Origin of the sequence: Aquabacterium sp. (assembly GCF_036273115.1) — a bacterium.
In the GTDB taxonomy this organism is placed as follows: domain Bacteria; phylum Pseudomonadota; class Gammaproteobacteria; order Burkholderiales; family Burkholderiaceae_C; genus Aquabacterium.
The window spans coordinates 211194-225787 of the sequence record NZ_DASUIN010000028.1 but is presented as its reverse complement, the minus strand read 5'-3'; the positions used below and the strand labels follow the sequence as shown (position 1 = coordinate 225787).

Here is a 14594-nt window from a genome sequence, read left to right as displayed (position 1 = left end):
GCGACCTGATCGGTGTTCATGGCCGCGACCTGAGCGGTGCTCAGAGCGCCGATCTGGGTGGTGCGCAACACCGAGATCTGGTCGGTGCTCATCGCATTGATGGCAGCCGTAGTCAGGGCACGCACGCCACCGGTGCTCAGTGCGCTGATGTCGGTGGTCTCAATCGCAAGAACCTGGTTGGTGTTCAGTGCAGCGACCTGCGTCGAAGTCAGTACACCGACATCAGCCGAGTTCAGTGCAGCAATCTGATTGGTGTTCAGATTGGCAATTTGATCGGTACCGAACGCGGCGACTTGTGTTGTAGTCAATACCCCGACTTGATCGGTGGTGATGGCATTCACCGCTGCGGTGGTCAGTGCACGCACGGCGGCCGTTCCCAGAGCCGTTATGTCGCGGGTTTCGATGGCAGAAACCTGATCCGTGTTGAGCACGCCGACCTGTGTGGTGCTCAGGGCGCCAACTTGTGTCGAGGTCAGGTTGGCAATCTGATCGCTATTGAGCGCGGCGATTGCAGCGGTGCTCAAGGCGCGAACACCCGCTGTGGTCAGGGCTCCAATGTCATTCGTCTCGATGGCTGCGGCCTGCGTCGAGGTCAAAGCCCCGACCTGTGCGGTCGCCAGTGCGGCTACATCGGCCGAGTTCAGTGCGGCGATCTGATCGGTTGTCAGATTGGCCACCTGGGCGGTCGTCAGCGCATTGACCTGAGCAGTCGACAGCACACCAACCTGGTCGGTTGTCAGGGCGGCGACAGCAGCAGTCGACAGCGAGCGAATCGAGGCGGTGTTCAGCCCGGCGATGTCGGTGGTTTCAATGGCCGCGGCCTGAGCCGTATTGATGACGGCGGCTTGTGTGGTGCTCAGTGCGCCGACTTGAGTCGAGCTCAGCGCCGCGATCTGGTCAGTGCTCAGAGCCGCCACGGCGGCGGTATTCAGAGCGCGAATGCCTGATGTCGAGATCGCGCCAATGTCTGACGTCTCGATGGCCGCGGCCTGTGCTGTGTTGAACGCCCCGACTTGCGAAGAACTCAATGCGGCGAATTGAGCCGAATTCAGCGCAGCAATCTGGTCTGTGGTCAGTGCGGCAACCTGGGTGCTGCTCAAGGCAGACACCTGCGCGGTGTTCAGAACGCCCAATTGCTCAGAAGACAGTGCTGTCAGCGCATTGGTGTTCAGCGCGCGCATGTCTGCGGTGTTCAACCCGGCGATGTCGGTGGTTTCGATGGCGGCGACCTGATTCGTGTTCATGGCAGCCACTTGCGTGGTGCTCAATGAACCAATCTGGGCCGAATCCATGGCTGCGATCTGATCGCTGCTCATGGCTGCAATGCCAGTCGTCGAAATGGCGCGAACGGCAGCTGTGCTCAGCGCGCCAATTTGGTCCGTGTTCAGGGCAGCGACTTGAGTGCTGTTCAGTGCACCGATTTGAGCGGTGCCCATGGCGCGCAAATCAGCGGTCTGAATCGCGTTGATCTGGTCGGTCGTCATGGCCGCGACCTGGCTGGTCGACAGCGCAGCGGCCTGCGCCGAGTTCAGTGCCACGATCTGTTCGGTGTTCAGTGCATTGACCGCAGCGGTGCTCAAAGCGCGGATGCCGGCGGTTGAAATCCCCGAGATGTCGGTGGTTTCGATGGCGGCAGCCTGCGCTGTGTTCAGAACGGCGATCTGAGTGGAACCCAGAGCGGCAAACGACGTCGACGTCAATGCGGCGATCTGATCGGTATTCAGATTGGCAACCTGGGCGGTATTCAGCGCAGCGATTTGAGCGGTACTCAGTGCGCCAATTTGGGCCGTCGAGAGGGCACCCACGGCTGCGGTGTTCAGCGAGCGAACGGAAGCCGTGCTCAACCCGCTGATGTCAGTCGTTTCGATGGCACCGATTTGATTCGTGTTCAGAACGGCGACTTGTGTGGTGCTCAGCGCCCCGATTTGAGCCGAGTTCAGCGCCTGAATCTGGTTGCTGTCGAGTGCAGCCACTGCGGCGGTGCTCATCGAGCGAATGCCAGATGTGCTCAGAGCACCAATGTCGGTGGTTTCGATGGCACTGGCCTGGTTCGTGTTGAGCACGCCAGCCTGGCTTGATGTCAAGGCGCCAACCTGGACCGAACTCAGACCTGCGATCTGGCTGGAGTTCAGGGCCCCAATCTGATTGGTGCTCAAGGACGCAATCTGAGTGGTGTTGAGCACACCAACCTGGTCGGTCGTCAGTGCAGCCACTGCTGCGGTGGTCAGTGCGCGCACACCGGCAGAGTTGATCGCACCCAGGTCAGTGGTCTCAATGGCGGCAACCTGTGCCGTATTCAAAACGCCCACCTGGGTGGTGCTCAGCGCGCCAATTTGCGCCGAGTTCATCGCCGCAATCTGGTCGGTGGTCAAAGCCGCGGTGGCGGCCGTATTGAAGGCGCGTATGGCCAAGGTGTTGAGCACACCAATTTCACCGGTTTCCAGAGTGGCAACCTGTGCGGTGTTCAGTGCGCCAATCTGAGCTGAGCTCAGGGCGCCCACCTGATTGGAGTTCAGTGCCAGAACCTGGTTGGTGTCCAGTGCGCCAATCTGGTTATTGGCCAATGCACCGACCTGGTTGGTGTTCAGTTGGGCAATCTGATCGGTGCTCAGCGCGGCAACGGCTGCGGTGCTCATTGCACGAACGGCCAAGGTGTTCAGCGCAGCGACGTCGGTGGTTTCGATGGCTGCGGCCTGGGTGGCCTTCAGCGCCCCGACTTGCGTACTGCTCAGCGCGCCGATCTGATTCGAGCTCATCGCTGCGATCTGATCGGTCGTCAGGTTATTGATCACGCTGGTGTTGAAAGCACGAACATCAGCCGTGTTCAACGCCCCGATCTGGGCGGTGGTGAGCGAGGCGGCCTGATCCGTATTCAAGGTCGCGATCTGAGCCGTGGTCATCGCGGCCAGGTCACCCGTTTCAATTGCCGAGACCTGATTGGTGTTGAGTACAGCCACCTGGCGCGTGCTCAGCGAGGCCACTTGCGCGGTGTTAAGGGCGGCGACCTGGTCTGTGCCCAGCACTGCCACAGCGGCGGTGCTCAGAGCACGAATGCCATCGGTGCTCAATGCACCAATGGCTGTGGTGTCGATCGCGGTGACCTGTGCCGTGTTCAGTGCGCCGACCTGGCGTGTGTCGAGCGCAGAAATCTGCGTCGTGCTCATCGCGTCGATCTGATCGGTCGTCAGCACGGCGACCGCAGCGGTACTCAGGGAACGGATGGCGCTCGAGTTGAGGACACCAATTTGCGCTGTTGTCAGGGCTTGGATCTGTGCCGTGTTCAGTGCGCCGAATTGTGTGGATGTCAGCGCGGCCAGGTCTGTCGTCTCAATTGCCTGGATCTGTGTGGTGCTCAACGCGCTCATTTGCGTCGAAGACAGTCCACCCATCTGGCTGGAACTCAAGGCGGCAATCTGATCGGTCGTCATGGCTCCGACCACCGTGTTGCTCAGCGCTCGCAGGTCGGCGGTGTTCAGACCGACGATGTCACTGGTTTCGATGGCCTGCACCTGCGAACTGCTCAGCGCTGCGACCTGGGTCGAGGTGAAGTTGCCGATTTGAGCCGAAGTCAGGGCGGCAATCTGGTCTGTCTTGAACGCCGACATCGACGTGGTCGTCAGGCCGCGCACATCGGCGACTTCAATGGCTTGAATCTGATCCGTCGTCAGAGCCTGGATCTGTGCCGTGGTGAACAAGGCCCAGTCGGCAGTGGTCAGCCCGGCAATGGTCGTGGTCGACAGCGAGGCCACTTGCGTGGTCGACAGCATTGGGATCAGTGAGGCCATGTTCTAACTCCATATATCTGCCAGGCGGCGTCTGCGCTCGACTGACAGAGAAACTCGACGGTAGAAGGAGGCTAAAGACTTGTCCTTGCTACCAAAGGGGAGAAAAAAGGCCTGTGCCGGCATCACATCCACGCGCTGGCCCGAGCCCTTTCCTCCAGATCTACGGATTTATCGGTGCGCGCTATGCAGACTTGACTTCACAATCTGTTTACACAGTGGGTCTGGCCCCCCGAATTTCGTGATGAAGATCACGTCAAATCGGTGTGGATTGGCGATGGAAGGGGATCTGACGCAGTGATGTCAGGCGAATCTCACGGCTGGCTCGGTCGGACGGGCTGGGGCTGCTTATGTCTGGTGACGGCCCATGTGGAGGCGTGCCGCCTCACTTTGCCGGCAAGGAATGTGGCATGACCCGCGCAGCCAATGGCCAGCCCAGCCAGCTTTGAGCCACCCGTTGCAAATGTTCCGGGCTGCCGGTGGTCCACAGCTCGACCGAGCCATGGGTGGCGCGCACCGGATTTTTTGCATCGTGAAGACCGCCCAGCAGGGTCGCTGTGTGGCGGGCTACAGCTCTGGCTGTGTCCAGCAGTTCGACGTCGGGGCCCAATGCCGCTCGCAATTGCTGCGCAATGAACGGGTAGTGGGTGCAACCCAGCACCACCGTGTCGACCTTCGCGGCTTTCAGGGGGGCGCAGAAATGGTCCACCAGGTCGAGCAATTCAGGCCGGTTCAGGTCGCCTGCTTCAATCGCCTTGGCCAAACCGGGGCAAGGCTGCAGAAACAAGTCGGCGTCGCCCCCGTGTCGCGCTACCAGCGACTTGAATTTCTGGCTGGCCAGCGTTCCTGGTGTGGCCAGGACACCCACGCGCTTGCTCTGCGACTGGGCAATGCCGGGTTTGATTCCTGGCTCAACCCCGATGATTGGCAGCTGAGGGAGGTTCTGTCGCAATTCCTGGACCGCGACAGCGGTGGCCGTATTGCATGCCACCACGATGCCGTTGACATCCTGATTTTTCAGGAAATGGCTGATTTCTCGGCTGCGTTCCTGGATGAAGGCGTCGCTGCGTTCACCGTAGGGGGCATTTGCCGAATCGGCCACGTAGACCAGATCGGCTTGCGGCATCACCTCGCGAATGGCTCGCAGCACCGACAGCCCGCCCACGCCTGAATCGAATACGCCGATCCGAAGCCCCTGACCAGTTGTGGAGACAGGTGTGTCGTAGTGAGCAGAAAGCGTGGACATGCCAGAAAAAATTGAAGCGAATCAGGCCCAAACAGGCAGAAGTCGCTTATTGTCTGCGTTTTGCGCAAACAGGGGGGTGTACACCCCTCGAACTCGCGCTAGAATCGAACGATCGTGCTTTTTTGGCGCGGCAATTTCCCTACTAACTCTTCCTCATGACGCAGGAGAACAACGCATGAAGGTTCTGGTTCCGGTCAAGCGGGTTGTGGACTACAACGTGAAGGTTCGCGTGAAGTCTGACGGCTCTGGTGTCGACATCGCCAACGTCAAGATGTCCATGAACCCCTTTGACGAAATCGCCGTCGAAGAGGCCACTCGCCTGAAAGAAAAGGGCGTGGTCACCGAGATCGTCGCCGTGTCCATCGGTGTGGCTCAGTGCCAGGAAACCCTGCGTACCGCCATGGCCATCGGTGCAGACCGTGGCATCCTGGTTGAAACCGACGCTGAAGTGCAGCCTCTGGCCGTGGCCAAGGTGCTGAAGGCGCTGGTCGACAAGGAAAAGCCCGATCTGATCATCCTGGGCAAGCAAGCCATTGACGACGACAGCAACCAAACCGGCCAGATGCTGGCTGCTTTGGCTGACCTGCCCCAAGGTACTTTCGCCTCCAAGGTGGAAGTGGCCGACGGCAAGGTCGCTGTGACCCGTGAAGTCGACGGCGGTCTGGAAACCGTGAAGCTGGCTCTGCCTGCCGTGGTGACCACCGACCTGCGCCTGAACGAGCCACGTTACGTGACTCTGCCCAACATCATGAAGGCCAAGAAGAAGCCCCTGGAAACCGTCAAGCCGGCTGACCTGGGTGTGGACGTGGCCCCCCGTATCAAGACCCTGAGCGTGGCTGAACCCGCCAAGCGTTCTGCTGGTATCAAGGTGCCCGACGTGGCCACCCTGGTCGACAAGCTGAAGAACGTCGCCAAAGTGATCTGAGGAGATAACGCATGACCGCTCTCGTTATTGCTGAACACGACAACAACAGCATCAAGGGTGCAACCCTGAACGCCGTGACCGCTGCTAAGGCTGCTGGTGGCGACGTGCACGTGCTGGTCGCAGGCTCCAACGCCGGTGCCGCCGCTGCTGCTGCCGCTCAAATCGCTGGTGTGACCAAGGTGCTGCACGCTGACGGCGCTCAATTCGCTGACAGCCTGGCTGAAAACGTGGCCGCTCAAGTGCTGGCCGTGGCTTCGGGCTACAGCCACATCGTGTTCCCCGCGACCGCTTCTGGTAAGAACGTGGCTCCTCGCGTGGCCGCCAAGCTGGATTCCGCTCAGCTGTCTGAAATCACCAAGGTGATCTCTGCTGACACCTTCGAGCGTCCCATCTACGCTGGTAACGCCATCGCCACCGTTCAGTGCGCTGATGCTGTGAAGGTGCTGACCGTTCGTGGTACCGCTTTCGACGCTGCAGCCACCACCGGTGGTTCCGCTGCTGTGGAAACCGTGGCTGCTGTGGCTGACTCCGGCAAGTCCTCGTTCGTGGGTCGCGAAGTGACCAAGTCCGAGCGTCCTGAGCTGACTGCTGCCAAGATCATCGTGTCTGGTGGTCGTGCCATGGGCTCTGCTGAGAAGTTCAACGAAGTCCTGACCCCCCTGGCCGACAAGCTGGGCGCCGCCATCGGTGCTTCGCGCGCTGCCGTGGACTCTGGTTACGCTCCCAACGACCTGCAAGTCGGTCAGACCGGCAAGATCGTTGCGCCTCAGCTGTACGTGGCTTGCGGTATCTCCGGCGCCATCCAGCATTTGGCCGGTATGAAGGATTCGAAGGTCATCGTGGCCATCAACAAGGATCCAGAAGCCCCCATCTTCCAAGTGGCCGATTTCGGTCTGGAAGCTGACCTGTTCGCCGCTGTTCCTGAACTGGTCAAGGCTCTGTAATTTGGGCAAGATGACAGATTCCGGTCTGTACATTTGAGCCTGCGGGGGCGTCTTTCGAGGCGCCCCCTTTGTCGTTTATCGGAGAACACACATGAGTTTTCGTGCCCCCGTCAAAGACCAGCTGTTCGTTTTGAAGGAACTGGCTGGCATCGACCAAGTCGCTACCATTCCAGGCTTTGAAGATGCTGGTTTTGAAACCGCTCAAGCCGTTCTGGAAGAGTCGGCCAAGTTCAATGAGGGCGTCGTTGCTCCTCTGAACTGGTCTGGCGACCAGGATCACGGTTCGTGGGACAACGGCGTCGTGCGCGCCTCCAAGGGCTTCAAGGAAGCCTACGCTGCGCTGGCCGAAGGCGGCTGGCAAGGTCTGGGTCAACCTGCCGAATACGGCGGCCAAGGCCTGCCCAAGTCCATCGGTGCTGCTTGCGTTGAGCACATGATGGCTGCCAACCTGAGCTTCTCGCTGTGCGCCATCCTGACCGGTGGTGCCATCGAGGCCCTGCTGACCGCTGGCAGCGATGAGCTCAAGACCCGCTACATCCCCAACATGGTTTCCGGCAAGTGGACCGGCACCATGAACCTGACCGAGCCCCAAGCCGGTTCGGATCTGGCCCTGGTTCGCTCCAAGGCTGTCAAGCAAGATGACGGTACCTACCGCATCTCTGGCCAGAAGATCTTCATCACCTACGGTGAGCACGACATGGTGGAAAACATTGTCCACCTGGTGCTGGCTCGCACCCCCGACGCGCCTGAAGGCGTGAAGGGCATTTCGCTGTTCGTCGTGCCCAAGTTCATGGTCAATGAAGACGGCTCGCTGGGCAAGCGCAACGACGTGTACTGCGCCTCGATCGAAGAAAAGCTGGGCATCAAGGCGTCGCCTACCGCTGTGCTGGTTTATGGTGACGACAAGGGCGAAGTCGGCCCCGGTGCTATCGGCTACCTGGTTGGCGAAGAAAACCGCGGCCTCGAGTACATGTTCATCATGATGAACGCGGCTCGCTACGACGTGGGCATGCAAGGTATTGCCGTGTCCGAGCGCGCTTACCAGCACGCTGTGAACTACGCCAAGGACCGCGTGCAATCGCGCCCTGTGGACGGCTCCGCCAAGGAATCCGTGGCCATCATTCACCACCCAGACGTCAAGCGCATGCTGTTGACCATGCGTGCCCTGATCGAAGGTGAACGCGCCATGGCTCTGGTCGGTGCTGCCGCATACGACAACGCCCACTTCAACCCCAACAAGGAAGAAGCGAAGAAGGCTCAAGCGTTCTACGAGTTCCTGGTGCCGCTGATCAAGGGCTTCTCGACCGAAAACTCGGTTGAAGTGACCTCGCTGGGCGTGCAGGTGCACGGCGGCATGGGCTTCATCGAAGAAACCGGTGCAGCTCAGTACTACCGCGATTCGCGCATTCTGCCGATTTACGAAGGCACCACCGCCATTCAGGCCAACGACTTGGTCGGTCGTAAGACCGCCCGTGACGGCGGCGCTGTGGCCAAGGCCATCGCAGGTCAGATCGCCGATCTGGAAGGCCAACTGGCTGCCCGTGGCGATGTCTGCAAGAAGTACGCAGCTCAGTTGAAGGCTGGCCGCGAGTCCTTCCTGCAAGTGGTCGACTTCGTGTTGGCCAACGTCAAGAGCAACCCCAATGCCGTGTTTGCCGGTTCGGTGAACTACCTGATGCTGGCCGCCAACCTGGTGTCTGGCTGGCAGATGGGTCGTGCCCTGATCGTGGCCGAAGACAAGCTGGCTGCTGGTGAAGACGCTGAATTCATGAAGGCCAAGATCGCCACCGTGCGTTTCTACGGCGACCACATCCTGCCTCGCATCGCTTCGCTGCGCGAAATGATTCTGGCTGGCGGTGACAGCGTGACGGCCTTGCCTGTTGAGGCTTTCTGAGCCTGATTGATCGAGCAGGACGCAGTCCTGTTCTGTCAGATACAAGCCACCTTCGGGTGGCTTTTTTGTTTTTGGCGTCGGTTTCTTTGTATGCTGAACGCCGTCCAGTATGGAAGGAGCGTTCATGTTGCCAGCGGTTTTGCAGAAGGTGCCATTTCCGGTTATTGCGTCCCCCATGTTCATCATCAGCAACCCCAAGCTCGTGATCGAACAATGCAAGGCGGGGGTGGTGGGCTCGATGCCGGCATTGAATGCTCGTCCGGCATCGCAGTTGGATGAATGGCTGGCAGAGATCACGGAAACGCTGGCGGCTTACAACGCGGCTCATCCAGATCGCCCGGCGGCGCCGTTTGCCATCAATCAGATCGTGCACAAGAGCAATGACCGCCTGGAGCAGGACATGGCCTTGTGCATGAAGTACAAGGTGCCGGTCATCATCACCTCCCTGGGCGCACGCACCGACATCAACGATGCGGTTCACAGCTATGGTGGTGTGGTTCTCCACGATGTGATCAACAACAAGTTCGCACGCAAGGCGGTGGAGAAGGGGGCTGATGGCCTCATTGCCGTTGCCGCCGGGGCAGGCGGGCACGCTGGCACGACCAGCCCGTTTGCGTTGATTCAGGAAATCCGCGAGTGGTTCGATGGCCCTTTGGCACTGTCAGGGGCGATGGCGACCGGACGGGCTGTGCTGGCGGCGCGGGTCATGGGCGCCGACTTTGCCTACATGGGCTCGGCGTTCATCGCCACCCATGAAGCCAGGGCGGCAGATGCCTACAAGCAGATGATTTGCGACAGCAGCAGTGAAGACATCGTCTACTCGAGTCTCTTCACCGGGGTGCATGGCAATTATCTGAAGGGCTCGATCGTGGCGGCCGGGATGGACCCTGACAACCTGGCCCATGGCGACCCTAGCCAGATGAGCTTTGGCAGCGCGACACCAGCCAAGGCCTGGAAGGACATCTGGGGGTGTGGGCAGGGCATTGGCGCGGTCAAGCAGGTGGTGTCGACCGCTGAGTTGGTGGCCCGTTTGCGTGCCGAGTACGACGCTGCCAAACAGGCCGTGGCCACTTGGTGATCAGCGCGACGCCGGACGCCAGGCCGAAAAGCCGTTTTGTTGCTTCTGTAGTGCCTGGCTCACGGCAATCACGGCCTGGGTACGCGAGCTGACACCCAGTGCGCGCAACACCGCTGCAACGTGGTCTTTCACGGTTTCAACCGAGAGGTTCAATTCGCGGGCAATGAGCTTGTTGGGGTGGCCCTTGAGCAAGGAGGCCAGGACGTCCGTCTGGCGCGGGGTGAGGCCCCATTGCGGCAGATGAATGGCGGCGTGCAGGTCGTCGCTCATGTTGCTCGCAGGGGCCGCCGCGGTGGCTTGGCTTTCTGAGCCCATGGTCATGGGCGGAACGTAAACGCCGCCAGACATCACCTGCTTGAGTGCCGCCACCAGGGTTTCGTTGCTGGCTCGCTTGGGCACGAAGCCCATGGCGCCCATGTCAATGGCTCGAATCACGTCGCTGGTGCGGTCGGATGCAGAAATGACCACAACGGCAATGGCGGGGTAGACCTCACGCAATTCAGCCAGCAGGTCAAACCCATGGGTGTCGCCCAGATGCAGGTCGAGCAGAACCAAGTCGTAGCCGGAGTCAGCCTTCAGGGCCGCGCGGGCGGCTTGACCACTTTCGGCTGAAGAGACCTCAATGCCCTGGCCAAGCCCCTGGATCACGGATTTCAGGGCAGACAAAATCAAGGGGTGGTCGTCAATCAGCAGCACTTTCATGGCCGCGTTCTCCTGGCTGAGTTTTTGTTGGTCGGTGAACGGGCGATGATAGGGCTGTTTCAGGTGCGCCACACTCGCGGTGGGCAGGCAGGCACCCCCCATGCAAGGGTGCGCCATGACGCCCAGATGCGGGTCAGCAGTGCCATGGCTGGCTCGACTCGGTCGGCCAGTACGCGCACCACGAGGACTTGATCATGAGGCTGGGTGCAGCCGCCGGTGCTGGCTAAAGGGCTTTGCACCACCAGTTCACGGCTGGCCTCGAGCAGGGCGTGTGCCAGAGGGCGCTCTACAGCGGAGCCCGCTGCCAGCCACAGGGTGGCCATGACGCGGTTACCCGCCCACCCCACGGGGCTGTCTAGCAACAGGCTGTCCTGGCTGCGAATCGTTCCACGTTCCAGCCAGACGCCAGGCAGTTCAATTTCCTGGGTGAAATGCCCGGGCGCGGCGCTGGGGCCGTCAAATTCCTGCCCAGCCGCGGGCAGACCCAGGGCAACGATGTCCCAGCCCATCATTTGTGCGCTGGGGGCGAGATCAAAGCGCATGCGGTTCACGGCCTGGCAAGCCGGATAGGCGATCGATTCCAGAGGCAGCCACTCGAGGCGCGCGTTGTCTGCCAGGGTGGCATGCACGAACTGCGTGGCTTCGCCACCGGCGCTTCGGTAGTAACGGGTGGCGCCAGGCGTAGTAATGAGCGCATGGGTGCCGGTGTCCAGCCGGGCAGCCAACTCCAGCGTGTCGCCGCCTACCAGACCGCCAGGTGGGTGAACCAGTACGTGGTGGCAAATGGCGTCGCCTTCAGGGTAGAGACGTTGCAACACACGCAAGGGCCCATCATGACGATCGAGCGCTGTGGTTCGGTGGCCTTGGCGTTGGTAGTGAAGATCGAGGTGTCCGTGCCAGCTCATGCCTGTGGGTCGGTGTCGGTTGGCATGCCCAGTTCGGCAGCAAGACGATGAACCAGCGATTTCAGCTGGGCAATCTCGGCTTTGAGTGAGTCGATTTCCTCGCGCATCTCCGCCTGCGCCTCAGCGCTGCCGGGCGAGGACCCTGTTGCAGACGGCGCAGGGGCAGCCGTTTGAACTTCGCCGCACAAGAGATGAGCCCAACGAGCTTCGCGTTCTCCGGGGGCACGGGGGAGCCGAACGACACGATGCGGCTCGCGCTCGGCGAGTTCGTTGAGAAAGCCTTCCACCGATGAGATGTCCGCGAAGCGGTGCAGTCGCTCGGTATGCAGGCGTAACTCGGCAGAGGTTTGGGGGCCACGCAAAATCAGCAAGGTCAGCAGCGCCACGGATTGGCTCGGTATGCCCAAGCCTCGGGCGGCGTTGTGGTCGAACCGGACGACACGGCTGCCGCTGACTTCGGTGACCAGACTGAGTTCCTTGAGACCGTTGATGGCCTGCAGGACGTCGGCTTCGCTCAAGTTCATGACTGGCTCACGCGCAGTCTTCTGGTTGCACCCCAGGGTCAGGGCGTTGAGCGACAGGGGATAGCTGTCTGGGACGGTGTGCTGTTTCTCAACAAGGACCGCGAGCACGCGGGCCTCGATGGCGGTCAATGCGCGGGTGGTCACCCTTTGCTCCTTGGTCTGGTCAATGCTGTCGACAATAGCACTGAAAGCCGCGCATGGCGGCTTGAGCGAGGGATCAAAAGAGTTTCAGTCTTCGAACAGGCCGCGTACCGTTGGATCGTAGCGTCGGCCAGGTGCATCGAGTTTGACCACACGTTGCGGGCGTGCCTTCACGACGTACAGCAAGGCCAGTGTGGCCAAGCCAGCCAAAACCTGCGAGGCGGTGCTCATATGAAAACTGAACTGCTCGAGCGAGCCCGAGGAGGCGAAGGCGGAGGGGCTGGCAAATGCCAGGGCCAGGGCAGACGTCAAAACAGCACGCATGGGCCAGATCCATTCAGTACAACAACGTAGACAAATCGTAGAGGCCTGCTCGCTTTCAGGCGAGGAACAAGCTCACGAAATGCCTTCAATTGAGTTCTTCAGTTTGCCGCCGTTCTGCCAGGGGCCTGTGAACTCAGCAGTTGAACGACTCATGGAACTGGCCTTGATCGCACAAGGTGATTCGAAGGTGCGTGCCCTGAACCTCCAGCGAAGAGCCGGATATCAGTTGCCACGATAGGGTTGCGGCGTCGTGGCATGTCGGAATGTCGACATGGTGTTGCAGCTTCGGGCTGCCTGCGATGAGGGCATGGCCACTGGCGATGGCGCCCAGGAGTTCGCTCAGGGCCAGGGTGTGGCCATGGTCATCGATGCAGGTGGGCGGGGCGCTGGTGTGCAAGGTCAGCTCCACGCTGGTCAGATAACCATCGACGCCGCTGGGAGATTGGGCCGTGACGACTGAAAACATCACCTGTAACTGCCCCTGCGGGCTGAGTTTGACCTCGCGGATTTCGCTACCCGACCAGCTTCCTCGCCACGTGGGATCAGTGGCCATGTCGTTCGCTTTCGTGCCAACCGGCCAGAGACCAGCGGGTCAGGGCGCTCAGGGCTGTGTGAATCAGGACGCCAGTCAAGGTGATGAGGGTCAGGGCCGCGAACAGACGTGGAATGTTGAGTTGGTAACCAGACTGCAGGATCTGATAGGCCAGCCCAGATTGCGTGCCACCGGTACCCGCCACAAACTCGGCCACGATGGCGCCGATCAGGGCCAGTCCGCCGGAGATGCGCCAGCCGGCCAGCATATAGGGCAGGGCACTGGGCAGTCGCAAGCGCCAGAGGGTTTGCAGGCGGCTGGCCCTTTGCAGGCGGAAGTAGTCGCGCAAGCCGGGCGACACACTGCGCAGGCCCACCGTGGTGTTGGAGACGATGGGAAACAAGGCGACGACCGTGGCGCAGATCACCAGGGCCGATTGCGGCTCTTTGACCCAGATGATGATCAAGGGGGCAATGGCCACGATGGGGGTGACTTGCAGCAAGATGGCGTAAGGCAGCAAGGCGGCTTCCAGCCAAAGGCTTTGAACCATCAGAAAGGCCAGCAGCGTCCCCAGAACAACCGCACCGACAAAGGCCCAAAGGGTGATCGACAAGGTGGACCACCATGCGTCTTGAAGCATGGGCCAGTCGCTGAGCAGGGTTTGCGCAATCAGCCAGGGCGAGGGCAGCAGGTAGGCGGGGATGTCGGCCAGGGTGGTCCACGCTTGCCACAGCCCCAGGAGGGCCAGAAAAACCAACCAGGGCAGCAAGCGGAACAGCCAGGAACGAGTGGCAAGGGTGGTCATGGTTTGTTCAGAAGGTGGTGCAGCGTTCTGACCCGCTCATTGAAGGCGGCGCTGGTGCGAACATCGGCTTCACGCGGATGAGGCTCGTCGATGATCAAGTCAGCGACGATGCGCCCCGGCTTCGTGCCCATCACAATGACCCGCTGTGACAGGTAAACCGCCTCGGCCACCGAGTGGGTCACGAAAACGACGGTCAGCTCGGGCTCGCGCAGCCAAAGGCGATGAAGGTCACTGTCAAGCTTGTGGCGGGTGATTTCATCGAGGGCCCCGAAGGGCTCGTCCATCAGCAACAACTTGGGGCGGGTTACCAACCCGCGGGCGATGGAGGCACGCATTTGCATGCCGCCAGACAGCTGATGCGGTTTGTGGCGGGCAAACCCGTCCAGGCCCACCAGCTTCAGGGCTTCGTGTACCCGTTCGTTGGCCTGACTTTTCGGCGTGCCCGCCAGATCGAGTGGGAGCCGCACGTTATGCCAGACGTCTGTCCAGGGCATCAGTGTTGCATCCTGAAAGACATAGGAAAGCGCCTCGGGGCCTGCGGCTGTGTGCACACGGCCGGCGCTGGGTGCCAGCAAACCCGACATCAGCTTGAGCAAAGTACTCTTGCCGCACCCGGATGGGCCCAGCAGGCTGACAAACTGGCCGGGTTCGATGCGAAGGTCAGTGGCTGCCAGGGCGATGGTGCCGTTGGGATAGGTCAGGCTTGCGCCTTGCAGTTCGATCGCGGTTGTGGATGGGCCGGCAGTGGAATCGAGTGAGGCGGGCATCAGTTTGTCGGTGCTTCAGGACAAT

13 protein-coding genes are annotated in these 14594 nt (G+C 60.8%); 4 read left to right on the top strand and 9 right to left on the bottom strand.

What is annotated here, in order from left to right:
* Together VFW72_RS13005 and murI are read right to left on the bottom strand one after the other, a co-directional pair.
* The coding region (locus tag VFW72_RS13005) for a beta strand repeat-containing protein (RefSeq protein ID WP_414638803.1) at positions 1-3785 on the bottom strand (3785 nt) is incomplete at its 3' end.
* Positions 3786-4167: 382 nt separating this feature from the next.
* Complete coding sequence (gene murI, locus VFW72_RS13000) at positions 4168-5028, bottom strand: glutamate racemase (RefSeq protein WP_329674719.1); 861 nt, start codon at positions 5026-5028, stop codon at positions 4168-4170.
* A gap of 175 nt (positions 5029-5203) precedes the next feature.
* Here murI and VFW72_RS12995 point away from each other — a divergent pair, with 175 nt between their 5' ends.
* The 4 genes from VFW72_RS12995 to VFW72_RS12980 all read left to right on the top strand — a co-directional run bounded on the left by VFW72_RS12995 (position 5204) and on the right by VFW72_RS12980 (position 9869).
* Positions 5204-5953 carry an electron transfer flavoprotein subunit beta/FixA family protein gene (locus VFW72_RS12995; RefSeq protein ID WP_329674718.1) on the top strand — a complete coding sequence of 250 codons (750 nt, stop codon included), beginning with the start codon at positions 5204-5206 and terminating at the stop codon, positions 5951-5953.
* Positions 5954-5964: 11 nt separating this feature from the next.
* Positions 5965-6897, top strand: a complete 933-nt coding sequence (locus VFW72_RS12990; protein ID WP_329674717.1) for an electron transfer flavoprotein subunit alpha/FixB family protein — start codon at positions 5965-5967, stop codon at positions 6895-6897.
* A gap of 91 nt (positions 6898-6988) precedes the next feature.
* Complete coding sequence (locus VFW72_RS12985) at positions 6989-8791, top strand: acyl-CoA dehydrogenase (RefSeq protein WP_329674716.1); 1803 nt, start codon at positions 6989-6991, stop codon at positions 8789-8791.
* Between the two features lie 124 nt (positions 8792-8915).
* Positions 8916-9869, top strand: a complete 954-nt coding sequence (locus VFW72_RS12980) for a nitronate monooxygenase family protein (RefSeq protein WP_329674715.1) — start codon at positions 8916-8918, stop codon at positions 9867-9869.
* Here the strand turns inward: VFW72_RS12980 and VFW72_RS12975 are convergent, their stop codons facing one another.
* The 7 genes from VFW72_RS12975 to VFW72_RS12945 all read right to left on the bottom strand — a co-directional run bounded on the left by VFW72_RS12975 (position 9870) and on the right by VFW72_RS12945 (position 14569).
* Positions 9870-10571, bottom strand: coding sequence for a response regulator transcription factor (locus VFW72_RS12975; protein ID WP_329674714.1), 702 nt, complete (start codon positions 10569-10571; stop codon positions 9870-9872).
* A 59-nt stretch (positions 10572-10630) separates the two neighbouring features.
* On the bottom strand, positions 10631-11476 hold the full coding sequence (locus VFW72_RS12970) for an urease accessory protein UreD (protein WP_329674713.1): 846 nt from the start codon (positions 11474-11476) through the stop codon (positions 10631-10633).
* The gene (locus VFW72_RS12965; RefSeq protein ID WP_329674712.1) at positions 11473-12144 is read right to left on the bottom strand and encodes a YceH family protein; all 672 of its coding nucleotides are present in this window, start codon (positions 12142-12144) and stop codon (positions 11473-11475) included. The genes VFW72_RS12970 and VFW72_RS12965 overlap by 4 nt, the downstream gene beginning before the upstream one ends.
* Positions 12145-12228: 84 nt before the next feature.
* Positions 12229-12465 (bottom strand): hypothetical protein, encoded by a 237-nt coding sequence (locus tag VFW72_RS12960; RefSeq protein WP_329674711.1) that lies wholly within the window; start codon positions 12463-12465, stop codon positions 12229-12231.
* Positions 12466-12598: 133 nt separating this feature from the next.
* A complete protein-coding gene (locus tag VFW72_RS12955) occupies positions 12599-13018 on the bottom strand; it encodes a hypothetical protein (RefSeq protein WP_329674710.1) in 420 nt (139 codons plus the stop codon).
* Positions 13008-13802, bottom strand: a complete 795-nt coding sequence (locus VFW72_RS12950; protein ID WP_329674709.1) for an ABC transporter permease — start codon at positions 13800-13802, stop codon at positions 13008-13010. The genes VFW72_RS12955 and VFW72_RS12950 overlap by 11 nt, the downstream gene beginning before the upstream one ends.
* Positions 13799-14569 carry an ABC transporter ATP-binding protein gene (locus VFW72_RS12945; RefSeq protein ID WP_329674708.1) on the bottom strand — a complete coding sequence of 257 codons (771 nt, stop codon included), beginning with the start codon at positions 14567-14569 and terminating at the stop codon, positions 13799-13801. The genes VFW72_RS12950 and VFW72_RS12945 overlap by 4 nt, the downstream gene beginning before the upstream one ends.
* Between the last annotated feature and the right edge of the window lie 25 nt (positions 14570-14594).